Raw genomic sequence first — 23,571 nt, 5'->3', positions numbered from 1 at the left:
TTTACATCTTAAAAATGTTGTCATTTATCGGTGTATTGAGCTTCTTGTTTGTAAAAATAATCTCAGTGTAGTCTTTTGAAGGCTCAATGAGTTTTACAGTATCAACCGTATAGTCTGAAGCAAGGTAAAGATGTATCTCACTCATATATTTCAATAGTGTTTTATCCTTAGGAATAAGCCTTGCAAGGACTTTATTTCCTGCTTTTGAAAGTGTTATAGCAAACTCTTTTCCACTGAATATATCACCACTTACTGAACTGACAATAAGATTGTTAATCCTCTTAAAGACTTTGTTATCTGCCTTCAATTGTGAGACGTTGCCCTCATCGTTGATGGTGATATGATCTTTATTGAAAACCACACGGTATTTGTAAGGCTTATTGTACTGCCAATTGAGGCGATCAGGCTTAGAGAAAGCCATCTCCCCAAAGGTCTCAATATCCTTGCTCATAAAGTCTAAGTGCTTCTTTTGCTGGAAAGTAGCCTGCATTGTCTGTATACTTTTATTTTTAGCAACTACTTTCTTTTTAAACTCTGAAGCCTCTGCACTTGAAAGTGTCTGTGATGCTACTATACTGCTAATGAGCAGTGTACATATTAAAATAAGGTGTTTCATACGATCTTGTTTGTTGTTGTATACTGATTTTGTGAGAGGTACTGCAATAAGCGTTCCAAAACGTGCAAACTCTGCTCTAAGCGGTCGTGCATCAGTATGATATTGCCATTAGTGAGCTTGCGTGTGATGCGCTTCAGCAACCTATCCTCATTAGTGATCATTGTGTCGAGCGAACGAATATCCCAACCTATCACCTTCTTTTTAAGACGCTTAGCAGCACTTGCTATCTGTGGATTCGTGATGCCATAAGGCGGTCGGAATAGTGCAGTAGTGATACCTAATTTTTTTAGTGCTATATCGGTTTGCTCAAGTTCTTTTATCATCGTTTGGGTACTGGTATGAGTGTTTTTTGCCTTGTGTGAATAGGTGTGATTACCGATTAGATGTCCTTCAGCAATAATGCGTTTTACAACATCTGGATACTTTTCTATCTGCGCCCCAATACAGAAAAATACAGCTTTTGTGTTGTATTTTTTAAGCGTATCAAGGAATAGTGGTGTCAATTCAGAAGGTCCGTCATCAAAGGTAAGTGCTACAGTACGCTTAGGACGCCCTTCAAGGTGGTAAATTGTTGGTACAAAGTAAGATAGACGAATATCAAACACACCCCACGATAGTAGTCCTAAATAAACGACTACAATAATGATGTACACCCAAAAAGGAGCTCCTACCAACAGGGTAATACCAATGGTTAGAATACACAGCAAGGTAATATAAAAGTGTTTGCTCATCTTCTTATAAGGGTTAGGCTGTAGTCTTTTCCCATAAAGGAATTGACTAATAGAATGTTTTTCAGACTTTTAGGTGGTTTTCCCGCAACTAATGTAGCGGGAATATGCTGGTGTTTAAGAAAGGTACACGTCAGCCACAAACCAAAAGCAGACGCTGTATAGTACTCCCCACAGAGACTTTTATAAGCAATTGTAGGCTTCTGGTAATTACGCTTACAGTCTTCTCCTGTTAACACCAAGTCAATATCAGAATAAGAACAACTGTTTCGTTGTAAAAAATCGTCTACAAAATTTTGCCATTCATCAGGCTCTACTACGTTTCTAAGGGTAACATCTACCAGCGTTGCATAAGTGTTATCCGTCTGTTTATCAGAGAGAACAAAGAAGCCAGCCCCCTCTGACTTCAAGGGTAGTCCTATCAAGTCATACAAATATAAAGTGTGTGGACTGTGCTCATCTACCCCCCCTACGAGTGCCGTGGAGAGCTCGCCGAGTTCCATCTGCATCTTGGCATCTAACAAGGCGGACTCAAAGGAAACTGCTCCATTTACATAAGTGAAATTGAGCCCTTTACATTGTAGTTGCAAGGCTATCTGTCCCGCTACCGTATTGTGAGTGGATTGGATAAATGCCGTTGGTGTAAGGTGTTGTTCATTGTTGTCGAGGAGTGCTTTGAGAAACTTCTCTGAGTCTTGCAAGCAGCCTATCCCTGTGCCTACGAGGATAGCATCCAAGGGAGGATTACCAGCCTCTTTGAGTGCCTCAGTAGTGGCTACTACTCCCATTTTCACACCCTTAGCCATCCTGCGGATCATCGTCGGAGGAATATATTCTTTATAAGGTGGGTCGATAGCGTTAAGCACTTCACCAGAAACGATAGACTTTATTGACAACAATTCTGTTGCCTTGAAAGTGTCTTGTGTCGATATGCAGCACGCTCCGTTGATATATGTGTTAGTTTTCATAACGTTTATTTCTTATATAGGAAAGAACAGCGAGTAAAATTACAACACCTACGGCGTAGTATACAAATGTTGGTGTAATAATCTTTTCACCTGAAGCATAACTGTGCATCCCTGAAAGATAAAAGTTTACACCAAAATAAGTCATCAATATGCTGAAAAATGCCAGTAAGCTCATCAAGCTAAAAAGCCATTTACCACGCATCCCTGGCACCAATCGCAGGTGGATGACTAAGGCATAGACCATTATGCTCACCAGTGCCCACGTCTCTTTAGGGTCCCAGCCCCAATAGCGCCCCCAACTTTCATTTGCCCACATCCCACCGAGAAAGTTACCAATGGTGAGCATCACAAGCCCCACAGTAAGTGATAACTCATTTACTATCAACAGTTCTTTAAGTACAACGTGCACTTTATCTCTATTCTTTATCGTGGTGAAAATCATCAATAGCATACTCAAAGCTCCAAGGATAGCACCCAAAGCAAAGGGACCGTAACTGCCTACAATCACTGCCACGTGGAGCATCAACCAATAGCTGTTGAGCACTGGCTGGAGGGTTCCTATAGACGGGTCGAGCCAATTCCAATGGGCAATCATTAGTAACATCGACGACACAAATGAGGTAGAAGCCAATGCCCACCACGAACGACGACCAAATAGTAGTCCTGCCCCCATCGTAGACCACGCCACATAGATCATACTCTCATAAGCATCGCTGAAAGGGGCGTGCCCTGAAATGTACCAACGCACTATAAGCCCTGCCGTATGAGCGATAAAGAACAGCCAAAGAAGTGTTTTACCAATAGTCAACAGTCTATTATAGAGCCTCTTAGATGAGAAAACAGCTAATACTAAGACTGTAAAAAGTAGCAAACTCACATATAAATATGCTTGAAAAAGTTGCTCAAATACATTAATTTTGTTGTACCACAACTCCGCTTTTATCTTTGTCTCTGAGGGGATGAGCATCTTTGAGTAACGCAATTGATTCTGTTTCAGCCCTTCAAGGAAGTTATCTGCTTGTGAATAATCACCCGTGCGGATACCTTCTTTTACTAATGATAAGTACACGGGGATAGCCTCTCTAATCACTTTCCCATAAAGAGTATCTTTCACTATTTCAGGGTTTTCTACGTAATCCAAACGCGATATCCACCGATGATTAGGGTCTGCAGGCACAGGAAAAATCTTGAAGATCTCACCATAGAGTGCCCTATTGAGTAAGCCCAATCGCTGGTCGACTTCCTTAATATCCTTTTCAAACTGATTAGGATTGTTAGTAGCATAAACTTTCTCTAAAAAAGGTGCTAATTTATAGCCCCCATCTGCTTTATAAAGGCTTATCGCAGGAATGCGCTTTACACCTTTCTTCACTCCCAGATAATTATGAAGACTGTCATTATCCTTCTTAACGTACATAATATCAAAGTAATACCACATCGCAGAGGCTTGTAGCATCGAGAGTAGCACCTGGTCAGAATTCATCCCTCGGAAAGTGTCGCGCTTACCTACTTTTCGTAGTAATTCAGATGAAAATGTATTTACAGGCTTGATGCGCCCTTCGTCTTGGATGAGCAGTGCCCCAAATTTAGCCGCGTGTTCACGGCTTACCGTAGTGGCTTTTAATATTGAATCTAACTGTTTTTCAGAAGGATACTGTTGTGCTGAGGCGATTCCTACACTGAGCAACAGCAATACAGTTACTACTTTATCAATACGTTTTTGTTGTAACTCTCGCAATTGAGCACTGAGCTTTCTAAAACGTGACTTACCGACAAACATAAAAGCTAATAAACTCAAAAAGAGTAAAATATATCCTATGTAGGTAAGTGTAGTCCCCAAGACATCGTGATTGACGGAAAGTACTGTCCCTTTCTCATCAGGGGAGAAAGACGCCTGAAAAAGTCGATAGCCTTTATAGTTGAGGATATGATTCATATATATCGGGTAATCAAACGGTTGCCCTTCCTTAGGTAGTACAGTCACCTCACTTTTATAGGAAGCATAACTGCGCTCGGTGCCTGGGTATTTAGTAGCGATAAAATCGTTCAAGCGCACGGAAAAAGGTAGTTGCTCTTCGCGCGAACCATAGCTCAGATGAAAATCTAAGTTATTCACCCTCACAGTGGTAGGTATTCCTACCTCACCCTTTTTGCCCATCACTGTCACCTCTTTTGCCTCTCCCCCACTGCTAATGCGCAGCACAATGCCATCTGCACTATCCTTGGTGATTTCACTGTGCTCCAAAGGAAGGACTGCCTCACGCCCACGCACGATTTCAGAAGCCACAAACTCCACATTTCCAAAGGCATACATCGCCCGAAGATACAATTCAGTAGGCGCATTGGCTGCGATAGGCGTCATATAATCATATATAGAGGTAGCACCCTCAGGGATCTTACCAATATCACGCATCTTTATATAGCTACCCTCAACAGGGGCATTAATATAAATAAGTGTATCGCGCTCAGTGATTTGCAACGCTCCAGGCACCTCTTGGTTAAAGGTGAAAAGTGCCCCAGCAATCATTTTAGCCCCTCCGTCTTTTATGTAATACTCCTCCCGCTGAGCCCCTACAGGTACAACTATTTTGAGGTAACGATCGCCTTTTTCATCCTCTTCAAAGTCCTTCTTCACACCGTGAATAAACTTTACATAAGAAATGTCGTATTCCTTACCCTTAAAATCTGACTTCCAATGATAATAATTCCTCGCAAAAGGAGAAAAAAGCACTTGTTTTTGCATCCCTTTACGCAAATCTTTCCCCTTATAATTACCGTCAACAAAAGCCGTAATATACGTATTATCAGAAATATAAGTATCAGAAGTTTCACCCTCACGCAGCGATAGCAGCCCCTCATCACTCACATAGCGCGTTACAAAAGCCCCGAGAATGATAAATACCCACGAGAGATGCAGCACCAATACCGCCCAATTCTCACGCTTTTGCAGACTATAACGCTTGATATTTCCTATGAAATTTACAACAAAAAGCAACACCAATAGCTCAAACCACCAAGCGTTGTAAATCCAAATGCGCGCAGTAGCAATACCGTACCTATCCTCTACAAAAGTGCCCAAACCCATTGCAAATCCGAATGTTACGAATAGCAATGCCATCAATTTTGTCGAGGAAAGTATCACCCAAAAACTATGTAATATTTTATTCATTCTATTGATTGTAGTGCAACCAACGGCAAAAGTACGTAAAATTCATCAATTGGCAAAATGTTGCTACATATAGAATCTTCTTTTTATTTGCCCATTTAATTTATTGGGGCAAAGATACACTTTTTCTCTCAATTAACTATTTATTTCACTCATATTTGGTTATTTTAAAAACATTTTCTAACTTTGCCGCCATTCATTCACAAAAAAACATTTTAATATGGAGACTTGGATTATTGTTGTCTTTTTTATCGGTTACCTATTTATTACTATTGAACATCAAGTGCGCATTGATAAAACTATCTCTGCCTTAGCGATGGCAGTAGTGTGTTGGACACTCTTGAAAACCCTCAACCTCACTGTGGTAGCGCTATCACCTGCGAAAGGCTTAGTGGCGGTGAACCCTATGGATAACCCCACAGTGATTGATCAAGCCCTCTTGCATCACTTAGGGACTATAGCTGAGATTTTATTCTTCCTCATCGGGGCGATGACTATCGTGGAAATCATTGATATGCATCGTGGTTTTGAACTGATTAAGCAGGCCATAAAGACCCGACAAAAAGTAAAACTTCTGTGGATCATAGGGCTTATTGCCTTTTTTCTTTCTCCATTGATTGACAATCTGACTACGACTATTATTTTGATTACTATAGTACGCAAGCTTATTCCCTCACAAGCTGAGCGCTATTGGTATGCTTCGCTGATTGTGATTGCAGCTAATGCGGGTGGGTCGTGGTCGCCTATTGGAGATGTTACCACTACAATGCTTTGGATAGGCAATAAGGTGAGTGCTGCCAAGCTCATTGAATACGTTTTTCTCCCCTCGGTGGTATGTTTTGCGGTGCCTATGCTCATTGCTTCGTTTCTACCTCCTTTCCGTGGAAATATCGAAGTGAGTACCCAGCAAGAGCGCAATGCCTATAAGAGCAGTCTGCCTGTATTGCTCGTTGGTTTTGTATCGATCATTGGTGTACCAATATTCAAATCCACAGTGCATCTTCCGCCTTATATGGGGATGCTCTTTGCCTTGGCTTTAATGTGGTTTATCTCTGAGAAATTGAAGCCTATAAAGGAGCTTAGTACCGAGGAGAGCGTTCTTTTTTCCACTCATAGAGCCCTTTCGAAGATTGAGTTCTCAAGTATTCTTTTCTTCTTAGGAATACTGCTGGCAGTGGCGGCCTTAGAGAGTATTGGGGTGCTCTTTCACTTCGCTGAAAGTCTCAACAGTGCTATCCCCAATGAAAATCTTGTAGTCTTCTTGTTAGGGTGTGCCTCGGCGGTGATTGATAATGTGCCGCTGGTGGCTGCCAGTATAGGGATGTTCCAAGAGCCACTGGACGCGCCTTTGTGGCACGAGATTGCATACGCCGCAGGTACGGGGGGCAGCCTACTGATCATCGGTTCAGCAGCAGGGGTTGCTGCTATGGGTATGGAGCGCATTAGCTTTTTTTGGTATGCTAAGAATATCCTTTGGATGGCACTCTTAGGCTTTGCCGTGGGCTTCCTATCACTTATAGGAATGGAGCATTTTAGCTTTTAACATTCGATGTATAGTATGTAGAAATCATCCCGAGCGCCATGATATAGTGCTCGGGATATATTTTAGTTTTTAGTCAGCAATCTGAATACTGAATACTATATGCTAATTGCTTTAGTGAGTATAGGGGTAAGCTCCTCGCGGTTGTGAGAGATGATCAAGATGGTGGTGCGTTGCTGTGCTTCGGTGAGCAGCTGCATCATCTTTTGGCGCATAGGCGTATCTACGGCAGAGAAGGGTTCGTCCAAGAGGAGGATGTCAGAAGGCTGCAAGAGAGCGCGGGCAAAGGCGATGCGCTGCTGCTGCCCGCCCGAGAGCTGATGAGGCTTTCTATTCCTTAAGGCGCTCATCTCCAAATAATCTAATAAGTAATCTACTGCCTTACTATCTTTTGTTTTCTGGGCGAAGAATAGGTTTTCTTCAGCAGTCATATTGGGGAATAGAGCATAACTCTGAAACATCAGGGCTACATGGCGCTGCTGTGGAGGGAGGTTTATCCTTTTGGTTGTATCTACAAAAGTCTTGTCGTTGTATATCACCAAACCTTCATCGGGGTAAAGCAGCCCTGCGACGACCTTGAAGAGGGTTGTTTTTCCCTGCCCTGAGGCACCGAATACGCCTGTGATGGTGTTCAGAGCGAGGGTGGTATCTACGCTGATGGTTTTCTTTCCTTCAGCGGATTGAACGGCTTGCTTAAGGCGGATATATATCATCGGTAGGTGATTTTAAACTTACGATTGACGCTGAATATCAGCAGTAAGATACTGAATGAAAGCACAAAAAGGATGAGTGCGTAGCGGTTGGCCGCCTCAAAGTTGATGGCTTGTACCTCGTCGTAAATGGCGATAGAGGCGATGCGGGTTTCGTGAGGGATACTGCCACCGACCATTATCACTACGCCGAACTCGCCAATGCAGTGGGCAAAGGTGAGCGCTATGGCAGTGATAATCGAGGGGCGTATGTTGGGGATGAGCACTTTGAGCAGTGTTATGGTCTTTGATTTACCCATAGTGTAGGCAGCCTCGCGCAGCTCTTCACCGAGGGAGGCAAATCCACTTTGTAGGGGCTGTATCATAAAGGGTAGATTGGTGATGATGCTGGCAATGAGTATTCCTTCAAAACTGAAAGCCAATCGCTTGTCGAAGACTTGCTCAAAGAAGTGCCCCATAGGACTCTCAGGGCGAAGGGCAACTAAGATGTAGTAGCCTAATACTGTCGGTGGTAGTACCATCGGCATTGCAATGAGGGTCTCGATGAGGATTTTAGCTTTTATCTTACTGTAGTTGAGCCAATAGGCTATGGGGAAGCCTATCGCCAATAGTACCAAGGTGGTCAGGAGGGCGAGTTTGCCTGTCAGCAGGAGGGTGTAGAGGAAATCGCTATCCATAGGGGTTTATTTCTTTTTGATGGGGAGGGCATAGCCGTATTTCTGCCATATCTTCTGCACTTTGGAGTTAGTGATATAGTCGAGGAAGTGTTGTGCTTCTTTGGCTTTTGGGGTGGCGAGCACTACGGCAGCTTGTGGGATGGGGGTGGTTTGTGCTTCTTTAAGGATGAGGTACTTACCCTTTCCTTTCATCTCGGTAGCTACGGCGCTTGAAAGGGCGATAAAGCCTACATCGGCGCTGCCTGTTGCGGCGTATTGGGCGGCAGCCCCTATGTTGTCAGCCCATACAATTTTGTTTTCTACTTTTGAATATAGTTGTGCTTTTTTGAGGGCTTCGACAGCGGCGGCACCATAGGGGGCAAGTTCGGGCTTTGCAATGGCTATCTTCTTGATTTTAGGGTCGGTGAGGAGCTTAAGCCCGACGGAAGGGTTGTAGTTCTTACTCCACAAAGCGAGCTTGCCATAGGCGTAAGGGGTTACCTCGCCGACGGTTTTTCCTGCTTGATGGAGCTTTTCGGGCTTGGCAGTATCGGCTGAGAGGAAGAGGTCGAAGGGGGCGCCATTTAGGATCTGCTGGGTGAAGGTGCCTGAGGCGCCATAGGTGATCGTCAGCTGGTTTTTAGGGTATTCCTTGTGGTAAGCGCTGACTAATTCGGGCAGGACGTAGCGCAGGTTGGCAGCCGCAGCTACGGTGATTTCACTATTGCTTTGCGCCCTCAGTGGGGCACTTGCAGTGAGGATTAGGATTAGTAAGGTGATGATTCTTTTCATTTTCTTATTGTTTTTTCGTTATGACTTATTTAACTGATGGCAAAGTTAGGGGTTATTCTATTATCTAAATGTTAATATAATGTTAAATTTCTATATTTTTTATAGGTTGCTTTGTGGGGGTAGTTTTTGGGCTTCCGTTGTGTATCCGTTGTGTATCCGTTTAGGTGTTCGGGTGATTTGGTATGTGTTTGTTTTTGTGAGTGTTTGCCCCCAATGGCACCCCACCTTGACCCCAATGGCACCCCATCTTGACCCCTAATGTAAATGTAAATGTTAATGAAAATGTAAATGTAAAGGAGAATGTAAATGTATAGGGTATAAATTGTGTTGTGTGTTTTATTTTTAGTTGTATTTTTTTCTTGAAAGCGGTTTAAACTTTTAATCCCAAATAGTTGATATAGCTCAACTCAGTTGTTTTTCTTTTTGTTCTTTTGTCTTGATACAAAAGAACCAAAAAATCAAGGCTGTGGATGCTTAGGCGAGAAAATCAACGTCCCTCGCTAAAAATCTCTAAACTCGCTCCCTGCGGTCGCTCAAACAGTAGAGATTTTCTACGCTCGTTCCTATGATTTTCTCAGCCACGCCTCCAAGGCCACCAGAGAGTACTAAAGAAGATAAAGTTTAAACAAATTTCTTGAAAAATAGCGTTAAATAGTGCTAATTATTTGTGTGTTTCAATAAAAGTTCTTACCTTTGCGGTGATTTATATTTAAAAGCATTGTATTATGAGAAATGTGAATTCAGGATTGTTGATTTTGCGCCTGACTGTGGGTTTGCTAATGATCCCTCACGGTATCAATAAGTTAGTGCACCCTGCGGCGCTTGATTATGTGAAGAGTACGCTGGTGGATAAGGGTTTGCCTTTTTGGATTGCGTACTTGGTGTTCCTCAGCGAGATTATCGCACCGCTATTTGTAGTGTTGGGTTTCCGCACGCGTGGGGCGGCTTTTGTGATGTTCCTCGGTGGGCTTATGACGCTTTATCTGGCGTACTCTAATGTACTTTTTGCAACGACGGAGCACGGTGGTTGGGCGCCTGAGTTGCCTGCCTTGTTTATGTTTGGCGCATTGGTGTTATGCTTTACAGGCGGGGGCAAGATGGCTGTTTCGCATAGGCACAAATGGGATTAACCTGTAAGGGGAATAGCTTGTTTTTGCTTGGGTTCTCAGCTTGTGCAGATGGGCTGGGTGTGCTTTTTATGGCTTAAAGTGAAAGGTTTTGGATAAGGTTTTAGAACGATCGGTGTTGTGCAGTGGTGGTTGTTTGCACTTGGGTGGCTCGAAGTCGGAGACGGCGCGGGCGTTGGTGTTGCAGGCACTACTGCCTTCATTGGAGTTGGAGAATGCCTCTACGAGTGATGACTCGGTAGCGATGGTGAAGGGGCTTGCTTGCAAAGGGCAAGAGGTGGATATTGGTTACGCTGGCACGGCGATGCGTTTTCTGACGGCTTACTTTGCTTGTAGGCAGGGCAGGGAGGTGCTTTTGACGGGTTCGGGGCGTATGAAAGAGCGCCCCATTGATGTGTTGGTGAGCGCTTTACGGTCGTTAGGGGCTGATATCAGCTATGTGGAGCGCGAGGGTTTTCCACCTTTATATATTAAAGGTGTGGCGGTGCGTGGTGGTGAGGTGCGTATGGAGGGTGGTGTGAGCAGCCAGTATGCCTCGGCATTGTTGTTGATAGCGCCTTTTTTACCTGAGGGGCTGAAACTTACTCTTGAAGGGCGTGTTACCAGCAGGCCTTATTTGGAGATGACGGTGAGCTTGTTGCAGGAGGTTTTTGGCAAGCGTATCGCCTCGTGGAAGGGCAATTGTATTGAGGTGTTTCCTCAGGAGGGGGAGCTGAGAGGCAAAGGGGCTCTTCGCATTGAGTCGGACTGGTCGTCGGCGAGCTATTGGTATAGTTTTGTGGCGCTGAACGATGTGGGTACGGAGTTGTGTTTGAAGTATTTTAAAGGTGATAGCTACCAGGGTGATAGGGCTTTGGTGGAGCTGTACGAGTTGCTCGGGGTGCATACGGTGTTTGAGGGGGATGGCATTAGGCTTCGCAGGGTGAGTGCGCCGCGCCTTGAGGTGTTGGATTTGGATTTGAATGCTACGCCTGACATTGCGCAAACGGTGGCGGTGACTTGCTTGGGGCTGGGTATTGGGTGTGAGCTTTGGGGCTTGCATACGCTGAAAATTAAGGAGACGGATAGGCTTTTGGCGCTGCAAACGGAGATGAGGAAGATGGGGGCTAAGGTGGAAGTGAGCGATGACTCGCTGTGCTTGGAGGCAGGAGCGAAGTTGAAGTCGGGGGTGCGGATTGCTACTTATGATGACCATCGGATGGCGATGGCTTTTACGCCGTTGATGCTCAAAGTGAGGCTTATAATCGAAAATAGTGGGGTGGTGAGCAAGTCGTATCCTGATTTTTGGGAGGATGTGACAAAAAATGTTAGATTGGCGGAGTGATTTACTTAGGGCTGTTTATCAGTAAGTTATAATATATTGAGCGGCTAAGTGCTCTAAATAATGAGTGTTTAGATGTAATTTTTTTTGTATAACATTGTGTGAGTTAAAGAATTAATTCATATCTTTGCCGCCAGAAAGAAACGTTAATCATTTTATTAAAATAAATATAAAGATGACAAAAGCAGAAATTGTATCGAAGATTTCCGAGAAATTGGGTCTTGATAAGAACGATGTTCAACAGACGGTTGAAAACTTTATGGACGAAGTAATCGCTTCATTGGAAAGCGGTGAGAATGTGTATTTACGTGGCTTTGGTAGCTTTATTATCAAGACCAGAGCAGAGAAGACAGGACGTAATATTTCAAAGAATACGACCTTGAAGATTCCTGCGCATAATATACCAGCTTTTAAGCCTGCGAAAGTGTTTGTGGAAGGTGTAAAGGCTAAGGTGAAAGTGACTAAAGCTAAGAAGAAATAAGTAATTAATTATAAATTTAATAGTTATGCCAAGCGGTAAAAAAAGAAAGAGACATAAAGTGGCAAACCACAAACGTAAGAAGAGAGCGAGAGCTAATCGCCACAAGAAGAAGTAGTTTTTAACTACTTTTTCGCTTTAAGAGGTTAGAAATTAGGAAGGGTAAGGGCTTGGATTGGCAGGTGCTGCGTTTTCTAATTTCTATCTTCTTTAAAAAAGTTCATTGAAATATTATAATGTTTAACTAAAAAATCCATAGAAGAGTGAATAAGGAATTAATTATTCGTTCTGGTTCCTCTTACATTGATTTTGCTTTACTTAGGGATGGGCGGCTGATTGAGCTTTACAAGGAAGAAGACACGAATGGCTTGGGTGTAGGCGACATTATGTTGGCGAAGATACGCAAGCCGATACAGGGGCTGAATGCGGCTTTTGTGAATGTGGGGCACGAGAAGGATGCTTTTTTGCATTATCACGACTTGGGTCCGCAGTTGGCTTCGCAGTTGAAGTTTGTAAAGATGATTATCTCGGGCAAGCTGCGAGATTTTTCGCTGAAGGACTTTCCGTTAGAGCCTGATATTGACAAGAATGGTGTGATATCGGAGGTGATTAAGCCGAACCAGCCTGTGCTGGTGCAGATTGTTAAAGAGCCGATATCTACTAAGGGGCCGCGCATTAGTTCGGAGCTGTCGATAGCGGGGCGCTACTTGGTGTTGGTGCCGTTCTCTGACAGGATTTCTATCTCGCAAAAGATTGATAGTAAAGCGGAAAAGGAGCGCCTGAGGAAGCTGATGCAGGGGATGCGCCCCAAGGGCTTTGGCGTGATAGTGCGCACGGTGGCAGAAGGTAAGAAGGTTGCAGAACTGGACAAGGATTTGCAAGGGCTTTTCAACCGTTGGATTTTGATGTGTAAGAAGATACAGAAGGCGGTTTACCCCTCGAAAGTGATGAGCGAGGTGAGCCGTACGGGGGCGATATTGCGCGATATGTTCAACGATACTTTTACGGGTATACACGTTGATAGCGAGCCTCTTTACGAGCAGGTGAAGCACTATGTACACGAGATCGCTCCGCAGAAGGAGGATATAGTGAAGCTCTACCGTTCGAATGTGCCGATTTTTGAGAAGTTTCACATTGAGCGTCAGATAAAGACGGCTTTTGGGCGTACGGTGTCGATGCCAAAGGGGGCTTATCTTGTGATTGAGCATACGGAGGCTTTGCACGTGATCGACGTGAACAGTGGCAACCATTCGAACAAGGCGAATGACCAAGAGACGACGGCGCTGTCGGTGAACTTGATCGCTGCGACGGAGATTGCTCGGCAGCTCAGGCTTCGCGATATGGGTGGCATCATCGTGGTGGACTTCATCGATATGGGCAGCTCAGAGAACCGCCGCACGCTTTTTGACCATCTGCGTAAGGAGATGAGCGAAGACCGTGCGAAGCACAAAATACTACCACCGAGCAAGTTTGGGCTTATCCAGATTACAAGGCAGCGGGTGCGCCAAGAACTCAACATCAAAACAAAGGAGGAAAATCCAAGTAAATTGGGCGAAATAGAAGCGCCCATCGTTCTGGTTGATAAAATCAACGCAGAGCTTGAAAGTATTATTAAGGAGGATGCTTATAAGGGCAAGATTGTGCTGAATGCACACCCTTTTGTGGCAGCATATTTCACTAACGGGTTGCTGTCGTTACGCCTGAAATGGTTTTTCAAATACAAGCGATGGATCAAAGTGTTGCCTCGCGATGCGTATTCGTATTTGGAATATCGCTTTAAAACCAATGAAGGGACGCCTCTTTAAAGAATCACAACTCGGTATATGACATCATTTGTGTTGTATACCGAGTTTTTTTATACAACAATATGAAAACTGTTTTATCTACAAAGGTACTGACTGAGGAGCTGCGGCAACATTTGCTTGTAAGTGGCGGAGTACGGCTTATAGAACACGACTTTATCGTTGTGCAATTGTTGCCTATTGAGGTAGTTACAACAGCGGATCTACTGCTTATTACCAGTGGCAATGCAGTGCGCAGTATGCTGCAAATGAAGGAAATAGAAGCGCTTCGGAGGATGCCTGTTTTGGCAGTGGGGGCAAAGACGGCGGCGAGGCTCTCTAAGAAGGGCTTTCAGGTGTTGCTTTGGGCAGAGAGTGCTAAAGCGCTTATTACAGTGATGCTCTCAGAGGGCAATTTGTTTCAAAAGGGAGGAAGTGTGCTATTCCTTAAAGGGGATAAAGCGTTGGATACGCTCCCTAATTTCTTGAAGGAGAGAGGTTTTTCAGTTGATGAACGGATCGTTTATAGGACTGTTTTGACATCGAAAAAGATAGTTGACGACGTAGACGTTGTACTTTTTTGTAGCCCAACTGCGGTAGAGAGTTTTAGTGAAAAGAATGCGCTGGGTAGGGCTTGGGCAGTGTGCATTGGTGAGACGACAGCTGCGGCAGTACGTAAATATACAGATCGGGTTCTTATTTCGCAAACGGCTTGTATAGAGAGTGTTATAGATAAGATGCTCGAAGTATTGGCATAAGGTGTGTTAAAAAGATGTCTATTTTTTTGCAGAAGTGGTTTTGTTTTGCTACTTTTGCTTCGTTTTTTAATCGAATAAGATAATGGCTACTGACAAAGATTTATCGGCTTTGAGTGAGCAGCTTGAGGCTATCTTGCGCAAGCAGGACGTTTTTATTGAAGAAGTAAAGCAGGTGCAACAGACGCTTTCGCAGCTTCGCGAGGTGCAATTTGCATCGCATAGTGCTGGTAATCAGCAGGAAGTGTCGGCGTTCGTTACGTCTTCGACAGCGCTTCGAGAGGAGGCTGAGGCAGCTGAAAGAACTGGGGAGCAGGAGGCTGCAACGGTGGCTCCGCCTGTGGAAGAGGTGAAGCCTGTAGAGGTACAACCTATTGAAAAAGAACCTGTTCAGACAGCAGTACCGCCTGTTAAAAAGCGGGTAGTTTTTGCTTATACGAAGGATGCACGCTCAGGTTTCCCCGTATCAGAGGGTGAGCGCCCTGAGGTGAGTTTTACCCCGCAGAAGAAGACGGACTGGGAGCGCTTTATTGGTGAAAATCTCTTTAATAAGATTGGGATTGGGATTTTGATTATTGGGGTGTTTATTGGGGTGAAATACTCGATCGATCATAACTTGATTAGTGCTGTGATGCGGATTGTGCTGGGCTATCTTATGGGTGTTGGGCTGTTTGTTACGGGGGCGCTTCTTTATGGTAAGTATAAGAGTTTCAGTGCGATATTGGTTAGTGGGGCGATGACTATCTTCTATTTTGTCACCTATATTGCTTATACTGTTTTTGGCTTTTTTCCTCAGTCGGTTGCCTTTGTGCTGATGTTTATCTTCACGGTTTTTACGGTGGCGGCTTCGCTACGGTACAACCAAGTGGCTATTGCGTTGATTGGCTTGGTGGGCAGCTATGCGGTGCCTTTTTTGCTCAGCGATAACTCGGGAAGGGTGGGGGTGCTGTTTGCTTACACGGCGATTATTAATATAGGTGTGCTGGTGCTTTCATTTTACAAGCGTTGGCGAGTGTTGTATTATTCGGCGTTTGTATTTACGTGGCTTTTACTGCTGAGTATGTACAGTTTGGGGAATACGATACTTCATTTTTCGGAATTCTTTTTGTTTGACATTGCGACTTTCTTAACATTTTACGTGGCATTTATAGTACAACAAAAGGCAACAGAAACGTTGGAAATATCAGATGGAATGCTATTCTTAGCTAATAGTTTGTTTTTCTACGGAATAGGGGTTGCCTTAGTGAATGAGGTAACGATAGGGCGCACTTTTCTGAGTGTCTTTACATTGGCTAATGCGCTGTTACACTTTGGAGTAGCGTATTATTTCCACCAGAGGAGAAGTGCTCAGGCGTTGAAGTATTTGGTAGTGGTGCTAAGCCTTTCGTTTGCGACGTTGGTAGTGCCGATACAATTCGAAGGTAGCTGGATTACGCTGCTGTGGTCGGTGGAAGCGGGCTTACTTTTCGTGTTGGGCAGGCGTAAGGATCTGCTTGTGTATGAGCGGATTTCGTATGTGGTATTACTCTTAGCGACCATCAGCTTGTTGATGGATTGGGGCGGGAATTTGCTGGGAGGGGTATCGCTTTCGCCTACGGGTAATATGGGGTATAAAGAGTTGCCTTTTGTGAATTTACTTTTCTTTAACTCGTTGATATACGGAGTAATAACAGGGTTTATAACATACGTGATGTACAAGTATCCACGTGAGGATAGCTACCAGCGAGGGCTTGTGGTTTTGCTGAATGTGGTGTGTGTGGGCAGTGTGTTTTTTACATTCCTCAGAGAGTTGTCGCGTTGGTCAGATTACGCATATCTGTTTTTGTATGAGGATGTTATCTTTGTGATTTACACTTTATTATTCTGGATGTTGTATATATGGATCAATCGGAAGTTTATTGGGGAAAGGACGCTGGCAGTGGTGCAGGGTGTTATAGCTTTGCTTTTGCTTTTTAACTTCTTAACGGTTGGTTTGTACAAGATTAGTGAGATGAGAGAGAGCTATTTGGCACTGGGTGATGCTTCGCAAGGGTGGCTACTGGGCTTACGCTATGTGGCTTTGGTGGTGTTTGCGGGGTTCTGCTATACGGTTTATGGCTTGAAGCGACAGTTTGGGCTGTGGACTGAGCAGGCGCCTTTGGTGACTTTGGGCTTGCATACGATTGTGCTTTGGGTGGCGAGCAGTGAGCTATTGCACTGGTCGGATCTATACCAGTCACATCAGAGTTATAAGCTGGGATTGAGCATCTTATGGGGTGCTTATGCGGTGCTTTTGGTGGTCTTGGGGCTCTTTGGAAAGAAGCGTTATTTGCGCTATGCAGGTATTGGCTTGGTAGGCGTTGTATTGCTAAAATTGTTTTTCTATGACACAACACATTTGGATACGTTAGCCAAAACTGTTGTATTTGTTGCCTTAGGTATTTTACTGTTAATAGCCTCATTTTTGTACAACAAGTACACTAATTCACAAGAGGAAGAGTAGTGCTTTTCCTCTGCTATTATGGTCGGAATTCGTAGTAGATGGGGTGTTCGGAGCTGATGCTGCCGTCGGGGAGACGATACCGCAAGAGGGCGTTGTATTGTCCGTAGGCAGGCGCTGGGAAGTGGGTGCTGAGAAATCTATTGGTAAGTGCTTGTCCCATAGGGTAATTACCACTAAGACGTTGCCTTTCGAGGTAGGTGTCTAAGGCTTGCCAATCTTGTTTGTAATACTGCCAAACGTCATAACGGAAGGGAAGCACGCGCCTTAGGTCGGGGTCGTATTTGCCTTCGCTGATGAAGGTCTCATAGAAAGAGAAGAGCACTACGGCGTCTTTTGGAGGAGAGGAAAGGGATCTGCTACCAGTGTTTAGCCTGTTGTAAATCTGCTGAGCCTGAGTGTTATAGAGGTATTCTCGGAAAGGGGCATCGTGGGGAGCATCAAGCAGGGCTTCTGCTTGGAGGAGTGGCTGCTTGGTGTAGGTGTTCTTGAGGAGCTCAACTTTATCGAAGGGCTCGTCAGTATTCATATCATTTTGCAGGAGTACCACGTCGGAACTTACCTTAATAAATAGCCCACGTTGTAGGTTGAAGGCTTGTACTTTTGCCTTGAGATTTTGGTATTTACTAGTGCGGAAGTCATAGCTAAGTCTTTCTATTTCATCTTCTTTACTACTTGCTTGTGCCTTGGTGTTCTGCACAGTATAGGTTGATTCACCTTCGCCATTATCATAGCCACCTTTATTTTGAGTGAGTGTTCTTGTTGTTTTATCGCTTTTAGCGGTATTACTATTTTTACTAACTCCTACGATAGAAAGTTTGTATGATTGTTGATTTTGTAGTACTGGCAAGGTATAGTATATTCGGTTGATGGATTTGTCATAGTGTAGGTCGGCAGAAATAGGATCACCAGTTTCAGGAGTGAAGTAAAGTTTTGATTGCCAGTTGGTATCCTCAAATAGATAATCCTGCCCTTTGTAGAGCTGTATGAATCCTTCAGGGTTTTCCTGTGGGTAAAAGTTCTGTTGGGCAAGCACAGGGTAGGCGTATTGTATGTTTTTCTCTGGGATATGAACAGGGGCAGTTCCTGTTGTAAATTGTATTTCTTTTTGTTCAATGGCTTTTTTGCCGTTCATCATTACAGGTTGGAATCTACCATCTTTAAATTCGTCAAGGCTTACTTGTGCTTTGATTTTCAGTTGGGTATTCTCAGGTAGGACGTCATCAGGAGTGAAATTAAGCTCGTAGCGTGAAGGGCTCAGCTCCCATTTCCCTGCAACAGGATTGCCGTCGGGTGTGGTAATTGTTGTATTTTCTAAGCGAATGATATATTGATGGTCACCTTTGTCGTCGGGAATGGTGATATTTTTATCGACTTCAAGGTTAAAACTGATTTGTGGTGAAGTGAAGACATCGACGTTTTTCTGGTTTTCAGATGGGGAAATGTTAGCGATAATCTTGATATCAATTGGAGTTTCCTTCTCGAATTCACACTTTTCACCAAACTCCATTTTCAGGCGGAAACGCCCTTTTACCAGTCCACCGAGTACTTCATAATAGCCTCCAAGATAACCTTTTGCCCAGAAAGGATTGGGGCCAGCACCTTGTAGGAGAGCAGCTACTCCAGCCTTGATAATTGAGATGCGTTTACGGATAAAGAAGAGCTTGATCTTAATACCGAGCTCACCCTCAAGGTACACGTAGGTTTGCCCTGTTGCGTACCAGCCATTGATACCGATGCTACCCGTGCGGTTCTTGCAATGGGTATCTTTATCGTAATTGATGAGCATCATATCGGCACCGAGCCCTGCTGCAAATCGGGCATAGACAATACCCGCAGTCATATCACCCGTGTCGAAGGCAAAGCGCGCTCCGAAGGCAAACCCACTCCCTTTAGCTAATTGGCTTTTACTATCGTAAATCCTTGTTTCTTTGTCACTTACCCTGAGTATCTCGGCTACTTTAGCTGGTGGATCGGGCATTGGTAATATATAGGTGCCGACCATAAAATAGGTTTTAGCCTCAAGAGATAGACCTCCAAACCCAATACGTAATCCCATCATTTCCTTTGAGTTACCGATATGAATGTACCAATCTTCTGGAGAGACGTGTACCACAGCGCGACCTGCTAAGCCATTTTCGCCAGTACCTTGGATGATGCCTCCAGCCACATTGATATATGCTGCCATATTGGCGTGAAATGCCTTTTTATCGAAGTCGTAACGCATAGACATCGAAGCGTAAATAGGTGCCTGTTTCACTGCACCACTATCATCCATTACGATTTGCTTTTCACTGCTGTCGAGTATACCGTTAAGTCGAGAGTTAGTTTGCCTTTCAATAGAGCTGTTCAGCTGAGTGAGCTGGGTATCAAATCCCTTTTGAAGCTGCTTAAATGGAGCACTTATTTTATCTCCTAAAGCCGACATTATTGTTGCATCTCCATCAATTCCAATGTAAGCTAATCCGCCGTTTTTATGGGTAGCTATTTCAAGCATTGCCATAAATGAAGCAACTTTTTCACTCTGGAAGGCTCCGAGGACACCTGCTTTGAGTCCTAATCCCATTGTTTCATCTGGTTGAAGATCAAAGGCTTTGTTGTTATTTTGGGAAGAAAGTGTATTAGCGGGACGCATACGCCAATAGGCACCTCCTACAAAACCCGTGATGGTGATATAGGTAGCAGGGATGTGTAGCCCGTCGACCTTGGCATCGAACCCCCAGTAGCGGAAGTCCTTACAACCGAATACACCGCTTGCTTCGACCTCTATTTTGGGATTTTGAATGGAGGCTTGTAGCTTGGCTTTGAAGGCATTACCATAAGTGGGGTCATCTTGCATTAGTTGCAATTCACCACTGAGTTTTGCTACACCTACATCGACGTTATCAAGGCGTAAACTAGAGACATCAAAACTGTCGTATTGCCAACTATTTGCTTCTTTTTTGGCGTATATATTGAATTTTCCTTTAGCTGAGAATTTCTCCTCTTGCAGTCCTACTCGTATGGCAAATTGTAATGCTGCTTTCTCATTTTGGATATATAAGTTGATGTCACTGACGCTTACAGGGAGCCCTGCGATGCGCTGTTCACCCTTAGCACCGAAATTTTTAACGCTGATCTGCGGGCTTTCGGTGGTAAAAGTAAGTTCTTCGAAAACAACATTTTTTATGTTGTAAGTGTTCTTTTCTGATGTAAAATCCATCTTTCCGTTGAGCACTACTTTGGGGATAAAGCGCTTGTCTTTTACTTTGAGTTCAAGGTACGAGCTCTTGTCAATTTCGGCTGTAGACTTCCATATATTAAAGCGTATGTCTTTCAGAGATGAGGCTTTGAGTTGATATTCGTTTTCGTCAAAGCTTCCTTCAAAGCGAATACCTTGTGGATTGTTGTCTTTTGATGTACTTTGTTGTACAGGAAGTTGTATGCTTCCGATGAGCTTTCCTCCTTTGATTTTTGAGCAGGAAAAGGTTGCTTCAATTAGGTCGAGAGTATAGTGCCATCCCGAGGCGTCTGCGCTTGTAGTCCCTTGATTGTCAGCGATAAGGTTTTCTATACTGAATTTACCTGATACACCGTAGGTATCCAATAGAAAGTTTTCTGCAGAGAAACTCACAGGCTTTCCAGTACGCTTAAATTCTTCAGGTAGTGTAACTTGTAGTTTTCTCATATAAAAACCACGCCAACTCTCTTTTCCTGCTACAAAATGGGTGTCATATTCAGGAGGGAAGTTTATTTGAGGGTCATTCTCAGTGTCGCTCATATCAAGGACAACATCTTGAGATTCAAATATAAAAGCACCTTTATTACTATTCTCAGCCTGTGTTCTTAAGGCAAAAGGAGGAAGACTAATTTTTAGTAGTAAATTGTTCCAATCTTTTGATTTTATTGTAATATTGCTCTGTACAAAGTTGTTGAAATCAGGGGTAAGTGTTTGTTTATCAACAGGGACGATAAGCTTGTTCGAAATGCGCACCAACCCATTTAAAGCAATTTCTTTTAGGCCTTCACAGCCGATAGTCACATAAGTATTAGTTGTACTTTCGCCAGTTTCACGATTCAGATGCCCTCCTTTGAGGATGAGCTCCCAGTTAGGATTACTACTTAGTCGTACGTTTCCCAGCAGGCTCAGGCGGGTGTCGCCCACCAGTTGCCCATCGTGTGAAAATTCGAGCCCTGTTGCCCCGAAATACAGTTGTCGCCTGCCCTGAGGTGAGTGGCTATCAGGCACAGTAAGGCGGGCATAAGCGTTGATAACAGTTCCTTCAGGAGTGAATTTCCCTTGCGTGATGATGATAGCGTACTCAGTCGAACCAATATTTTCGCGGATACCTATAGGCAGCTCAATATAAGGTTGCGTTGCGATAGCAGCAATTTGCGATGTCCAGTTGCCTCGTTTTTCAGCTACCTCAAAAGCTGCTTCAGCTTCGGCACTTTCATTGTTAGGGACAATTTCTTGTCCATAGGTTACAACAAAAATATTGAAGATAACAAGTATTGTAAGTATATAGTTTCTCATTGTAAACCAGTATTTAAGGGTTCTTCATTAGAGTTAGGGGCTTCCTTCTGCTCCTCAATAGGTTCATTAGGTTCTTCAGGAGGAGGCAAAGAGCTTTCTTCTTCTGGTGTATCGGATATTTTTCTACGGAACTTAGGTAGTGGAATAGTGTGTTTTTCAAATGTATAGGTATAACCGAGGCTCAGGTCAAAGCGCTGTGCCTCCTGATTTGAGGTAGCACTCTTTTGAGTTCGGAATGTCTGTATTGCTGTTGCCGATAATTGGTGATTTTTGTAGGGTAAGAAATTGATAGTAAGCCGTATATGAGTATTTTCAGAGCTATTGTCATTTGATTGTGAATAGTTGTAATTTCCTCCAAGCGTAGTATTTAGCTTGTCTTCGAAAAAGAGCTTGCTAATATTCAGTGAGGGACCGTAGATATTCGTTGTACTATTAGAGAGGTAGTTATTACTATAATTAAATGAAGGAGAGATTGTTAGCTTACTTTCTAAGAAACGATAATGATAATTCACACCTGCATTGTGGAAACGTGTAGTAGTATTAGCATTAGGATTGTTATCCTCACGATTAACCACATCATTTAAGTTGTAAGTAATGCTAATATCTTGTCTTTCTGAAAAGTTGTACGATGTGATAACACCCACATTTTGTGATACTTGTCTATAATTGATAGAGTCTTGCAGTTGAGGGTACAGCTGTGGATTATTCAACCTCTCAAAAGGGTCGAGTGCCTGATTGGTATACATTGTGAAGTTGCTGTAATTGGCTGTAACTTGCAGTCTATCAGAAGCCTTTACAGCTATATTAGCCGAACCTACCCATTGGTTAGCCTGTTGTACTTTGCGGCGCTTCAGGTTGTCGTGCTGCTTACCAATACTTGCACTTAAGTTTACCCTATCGGAAAGGAATGTGAGAGAACCATTCAACGTAATGTTTTCTAGATCATTAACGAAATAATAAGCACCTAAAGTTCGGTAGTCAGGGTCAATGTATTCATATTTTAAGCCAATACTCCCTTTGCTAAATAGGAAGTTAAGTCCCGCATTATAAGCGTGGTATGTATTTGTAGCATCACCTATATAAGAGAGTTGACTGAGCGCATATTCGCCGAAGAGCTCTACAAAGTAAAGCGGATTGATTTTCCCAAAAGCCGAATAGACAGCGTTTTGCATTGCTGAAATGTGTTTTCCCTCAGGGATAGGGTGCTGTAAGGAGCCTGCCTTGTCCTTAGCAAAAAAGCCAATGAGCCCTAACTCATAAGCCTGCCCTTTGTGTTGTACTTTTCCACCATAACCCCAGCGTTCAAAAGCAGGGATTGTCTGTGGATTACCGTCATATTCTACAGAACGTTGTAATTGACCACCCATTACAGCTACTTGCAATGGAAATGTTGTAGGATTGAGTTCTATACCTCCCCCAGTAAACTGCCATCCGCTGAGTGTATAAGGTGAAAAGCTCATACTCACATCGCCAATATGAGCTTGAATCCAGCGGTATTTAGGGTGTAAACTCAGGCGGTTGAATTTGAAAGGAATCTGATAATCAAGCATACTTCCTTGATTCGTATAGCGGTACGTAATTGGGATACTCCAGTCGTACAAGCCAACGGTCATCGCACCTGTAATGTAGTAGATAAGCGGCTGGCTAGCACCTCTTTCAGTGCCATCAATATACGACGCACTACCCGAGAGGCTACCAGAGATTGAAAGGGGCTCTTGCTTGAGCTTCTCTTTTAGGCGCTCTCCAAAGTGCTCCACATCTACTTCTTGGGCAGAAAGTACACTTAAGGCTGTGATCCATAGTATTATAATAATAATATGAAAGCGGTTGGTCATCATACTTCAGTTAATGGTATTTATTATAGTGCAAAGGTAGTACTTTATATACTACAAATACATACATAGCGTTGTAATAATATTGCAAAGTAAAACAAAAAGA

16 protein-coding genes are annotated in these 23,571 nt (G+C 43.6%); 7 read left to right on the top strand and 9 right to left on the bottom strand.

Features of this window, described 5'->3' with window-relative positions; all coding sequences use genetic code 11:
- Position 1: 1 nt before the first annotated feature.
- The 4 genes from lolA2 to AXF12_RS04190 are packed head-to-tail and all read right to left on the bottom strand — an operon-like array spanning position 2 to position 5,481.
- The gene (lolA2, locus tag AXF12_RS04205) at positions 2-616 is read right to left on the bottom strand and encodes a flexirubin biosynthesis/transport protein LolA2 (protein ID WP_066428589.1); all 615 of its coding nucleotides are present in this window, start codon (positions 614-616) and stop codon (positions 2-4) included.
- Positions 613-1,347 (bottom strand): polysaccharide deacetylase family protein, encoded by a 735-nt coding sequence (locus AXF12_RS04200; RefSeq protein ID WP_066428583.1) that lies wholly within the window; start codon positions 1,345-1,347, stop codon positions 613-615. The genes lolA2 and AXF12_RS04200 overlap by 4 nt, the downstream gene beginning before the upstream one ends.
- On the bottom strand, positions 1,344-2,312 hold the full coding sequence (locus tag AXF12_RS04195) for a beta-ketoacyl synthase N-terminal-like domain-containing protein (protein ID WP_066428582.1): 969 nt from the start codon (positions 2,310-2,312) through the stop codon (positions 1,344-1,346). The genes AXF12_RS04200 and AXF12_RS04195 overlap by 4 nt, the downstream gene beginning before the upstream one ends.
- The gene (locus tag AXF12_RS04190) at positions 2,302-5,481 is read right to left on the bottom strand and encodes a cytochrome c biogenesis protein (protein ID WP_066428581.1); all 3,180 of its coding nucleotides are present in this window, start codon (positions 5,479-5,481) and stop codon (positions 2,302-2,304) included. Before AXF12_RS04190 ends, AXF12_RS04195 begins: the two co-directional genes overlap by 11 nt.
- A gap of 217 nt (positions 5,482-5,698) precedes the next feature.
- Here AXF12_RS04190 and nhaD point away from each other — a divergent pair, with 217 nt between their 5' ends.
- On the top strand, positions 5,699-7,021 hold the full coding sequence (gene nhaD / locus AXF12_RS04185; protein WP_066428580.1) for a sodium:proton antiporter NhaD: 1,323 nt from the start codon (positions 5,699-5,701) through the stop codon (positions 7,019-7,021).
- Positions 7,022-7,116: 95 nt separating this feature from the next.
- Here nhaD and AXF12_RS04180 read toward each other — a convergent pair whose 3' ends face one another.
- Genes AXF12_RS04180 through modA form a run of 3 tightly spaced genes read right to left on the bottom strand, consistent with a single transcriptional unit; the run spans position 7,117 to position 9,176 of the window.
- Positions 7,117-7,731 (bottom strand): ATP-binding cassette domain-containing protein, encoded by a 615-nt coding sequence (locus AXF12_RS04180; protein WP_074860782.1) that lies wholly within the window; start codon positions 7,729-7,731, stop codon positions 7,117-7,119.
- A complete protein-coding gene (gene modB, locus AXF12_RS04175; protein ID WP_066428578.1) occupies positions 7,728-8,405 on the bottom strand; it encodes a molybdate ABC transporter permease subunit in 678 nt (225 codons plus the stop codon). Before modB ends, AXF12_RS04180 begins: the two co-directional genes overlap by 4 nt.
- Before the next feature lie 6 nt (positions 8,406-8,411).
- On the bottom strand, positions 8,412-9,176 hold the full coding sequence (gene modA, locus AXF12_RS04170) for a molybdate ABC transporter substrate-binding protein (protein WP_074860779.1): 765 nt from the start codon (positions 9,174-9,176) through the stop codon (positions 8,412-8,414).
- 725 nt (positions 9,177-9,901) lie between these two features.
- On the opposite strand from modA, the gene AXF12_RS04165 reads away from it, so the two are divergent.
- The 6 genes from AXF12_RS04165 to AXF12_RS04140 all read left to right on the top strand — a co-directional run bounded on the left by AXF12_RS04165 (position 9,902) and on the right by AXF12_RS04140 (position 17,120).
- Positions 9,902-10,306 (top strand): DoxX family protein, encoded by a 405-nt coding sequence (locus tag AXF12_RS04165; RefSeq protein WP_066428577.1) that lies wholly within the window; start codon positions 9,902-9,904, stop codon positions 10,304-10,306.
- Positions 10,307-10,394: 88 nt separating this feature from the next.
- The gene (locus tag AXF12_RS04160; protein WP_066428576.1) at positions 10,395-11,627 is read left to right on the top strand and encodes a 3-phosphoshikimate 1-carboxyvinyltransferase; all 1,233 of its coding nucleotides are present in this window, start codon (positions 10,395-10,397) and stop codon (positions 11,625-11,627) included.
- A 172-nt stretch (positions 11,628-11,799) separates the two neighbouring features.
- Positions 11,800-12,105, top strand: a complete 306-nt coding sequence (locus AXF12_RS04155) for an HU family DNA-binding protein (protein WP_066428575.1) — start codon at positions 11,800-11,802, stop codon at positions 12,103-12,105.
- Between the two features lie 260 nt (positions 12,106-12,365).
- Positions 12,366-13,907 (top strand): Rne/Rng family ribonuclease, encoded by a 1,542-nt coding sequence (locus tag AXF12_RS04150; protein WP_066428574.1) that lies wholly within the window; start codon positions 12,366-12,368, stop codon positions 13,905-13,907.
- 62 nt (positions 13,908-13,969) lie between these two features.
- Positions 13,970-14,641, top strand: coding sequence for a uroporphyrinogen-III synthase (locus tag AXF12_RS04145; RefSeq protein WP_066428573.1), 672 nt, complete (start codon positions 13,970-13,972; stop codon positions 14,639-14,641).
- 82 nt (positions 14,642-14,723) lie between these two features.
- On the top strand, positions 14,724-17,120 hold the full coding sequence (locus AXF12_RS04140; RefSeq protein WP_066428571.1) for a DUF2339 domain-containing protein: 2,397 nt from the start codon (positions 14,724-14,726) through the stop codon (positions 17,118-17,120).
- 16 nt (positions 17,121-17,136) lie between these two features.
- Here the strand turns inward: AXF12_RS04140 and AXF12_RS04135 are convergent, their stop codons facing one another.
- Positions 17,137-21,633, bottom strand: a complete 4,497-nt coding sequence (locus AXF12_RS04135) for a hypothetical protein (protein WP_074860776.1) — start codon at positions 21,631-21,633, stop codon at positions 17,137-17,139.
- Positions 21,630-23,471, bottom strand: coding sequence for a TonB-dependent receptor (locus AXF12_RS04130; RefSeq protein WP_143325009.1), 1,842 nt, complete (start codon positions 23,469-23,471; stop codon positions 21,630-21,632). Before AXF12_RS04130 ends, AXF12_RS04135 begins: the two co-directional genes overlap by 4 nt.
- Positions 23,472-23,571: the final 100 nt, after the last annotated feature.

Origin of the sequence: Capnocytophaga haemolytica (assembly GCF_001553545.1) — a bacterium.
GTDB classification, from domain to species: Bacteria; Bacteroidota; Bacteroidia; order Flavobacteriales; family Flavobacteriaceae; genus Capnocytophaga; species Capnocytophaga haemolytica.
Note: the sequence above shows the minus strand (reverse complement) of the source record. Positions and strands in the feature narration are given on the sequence as shown.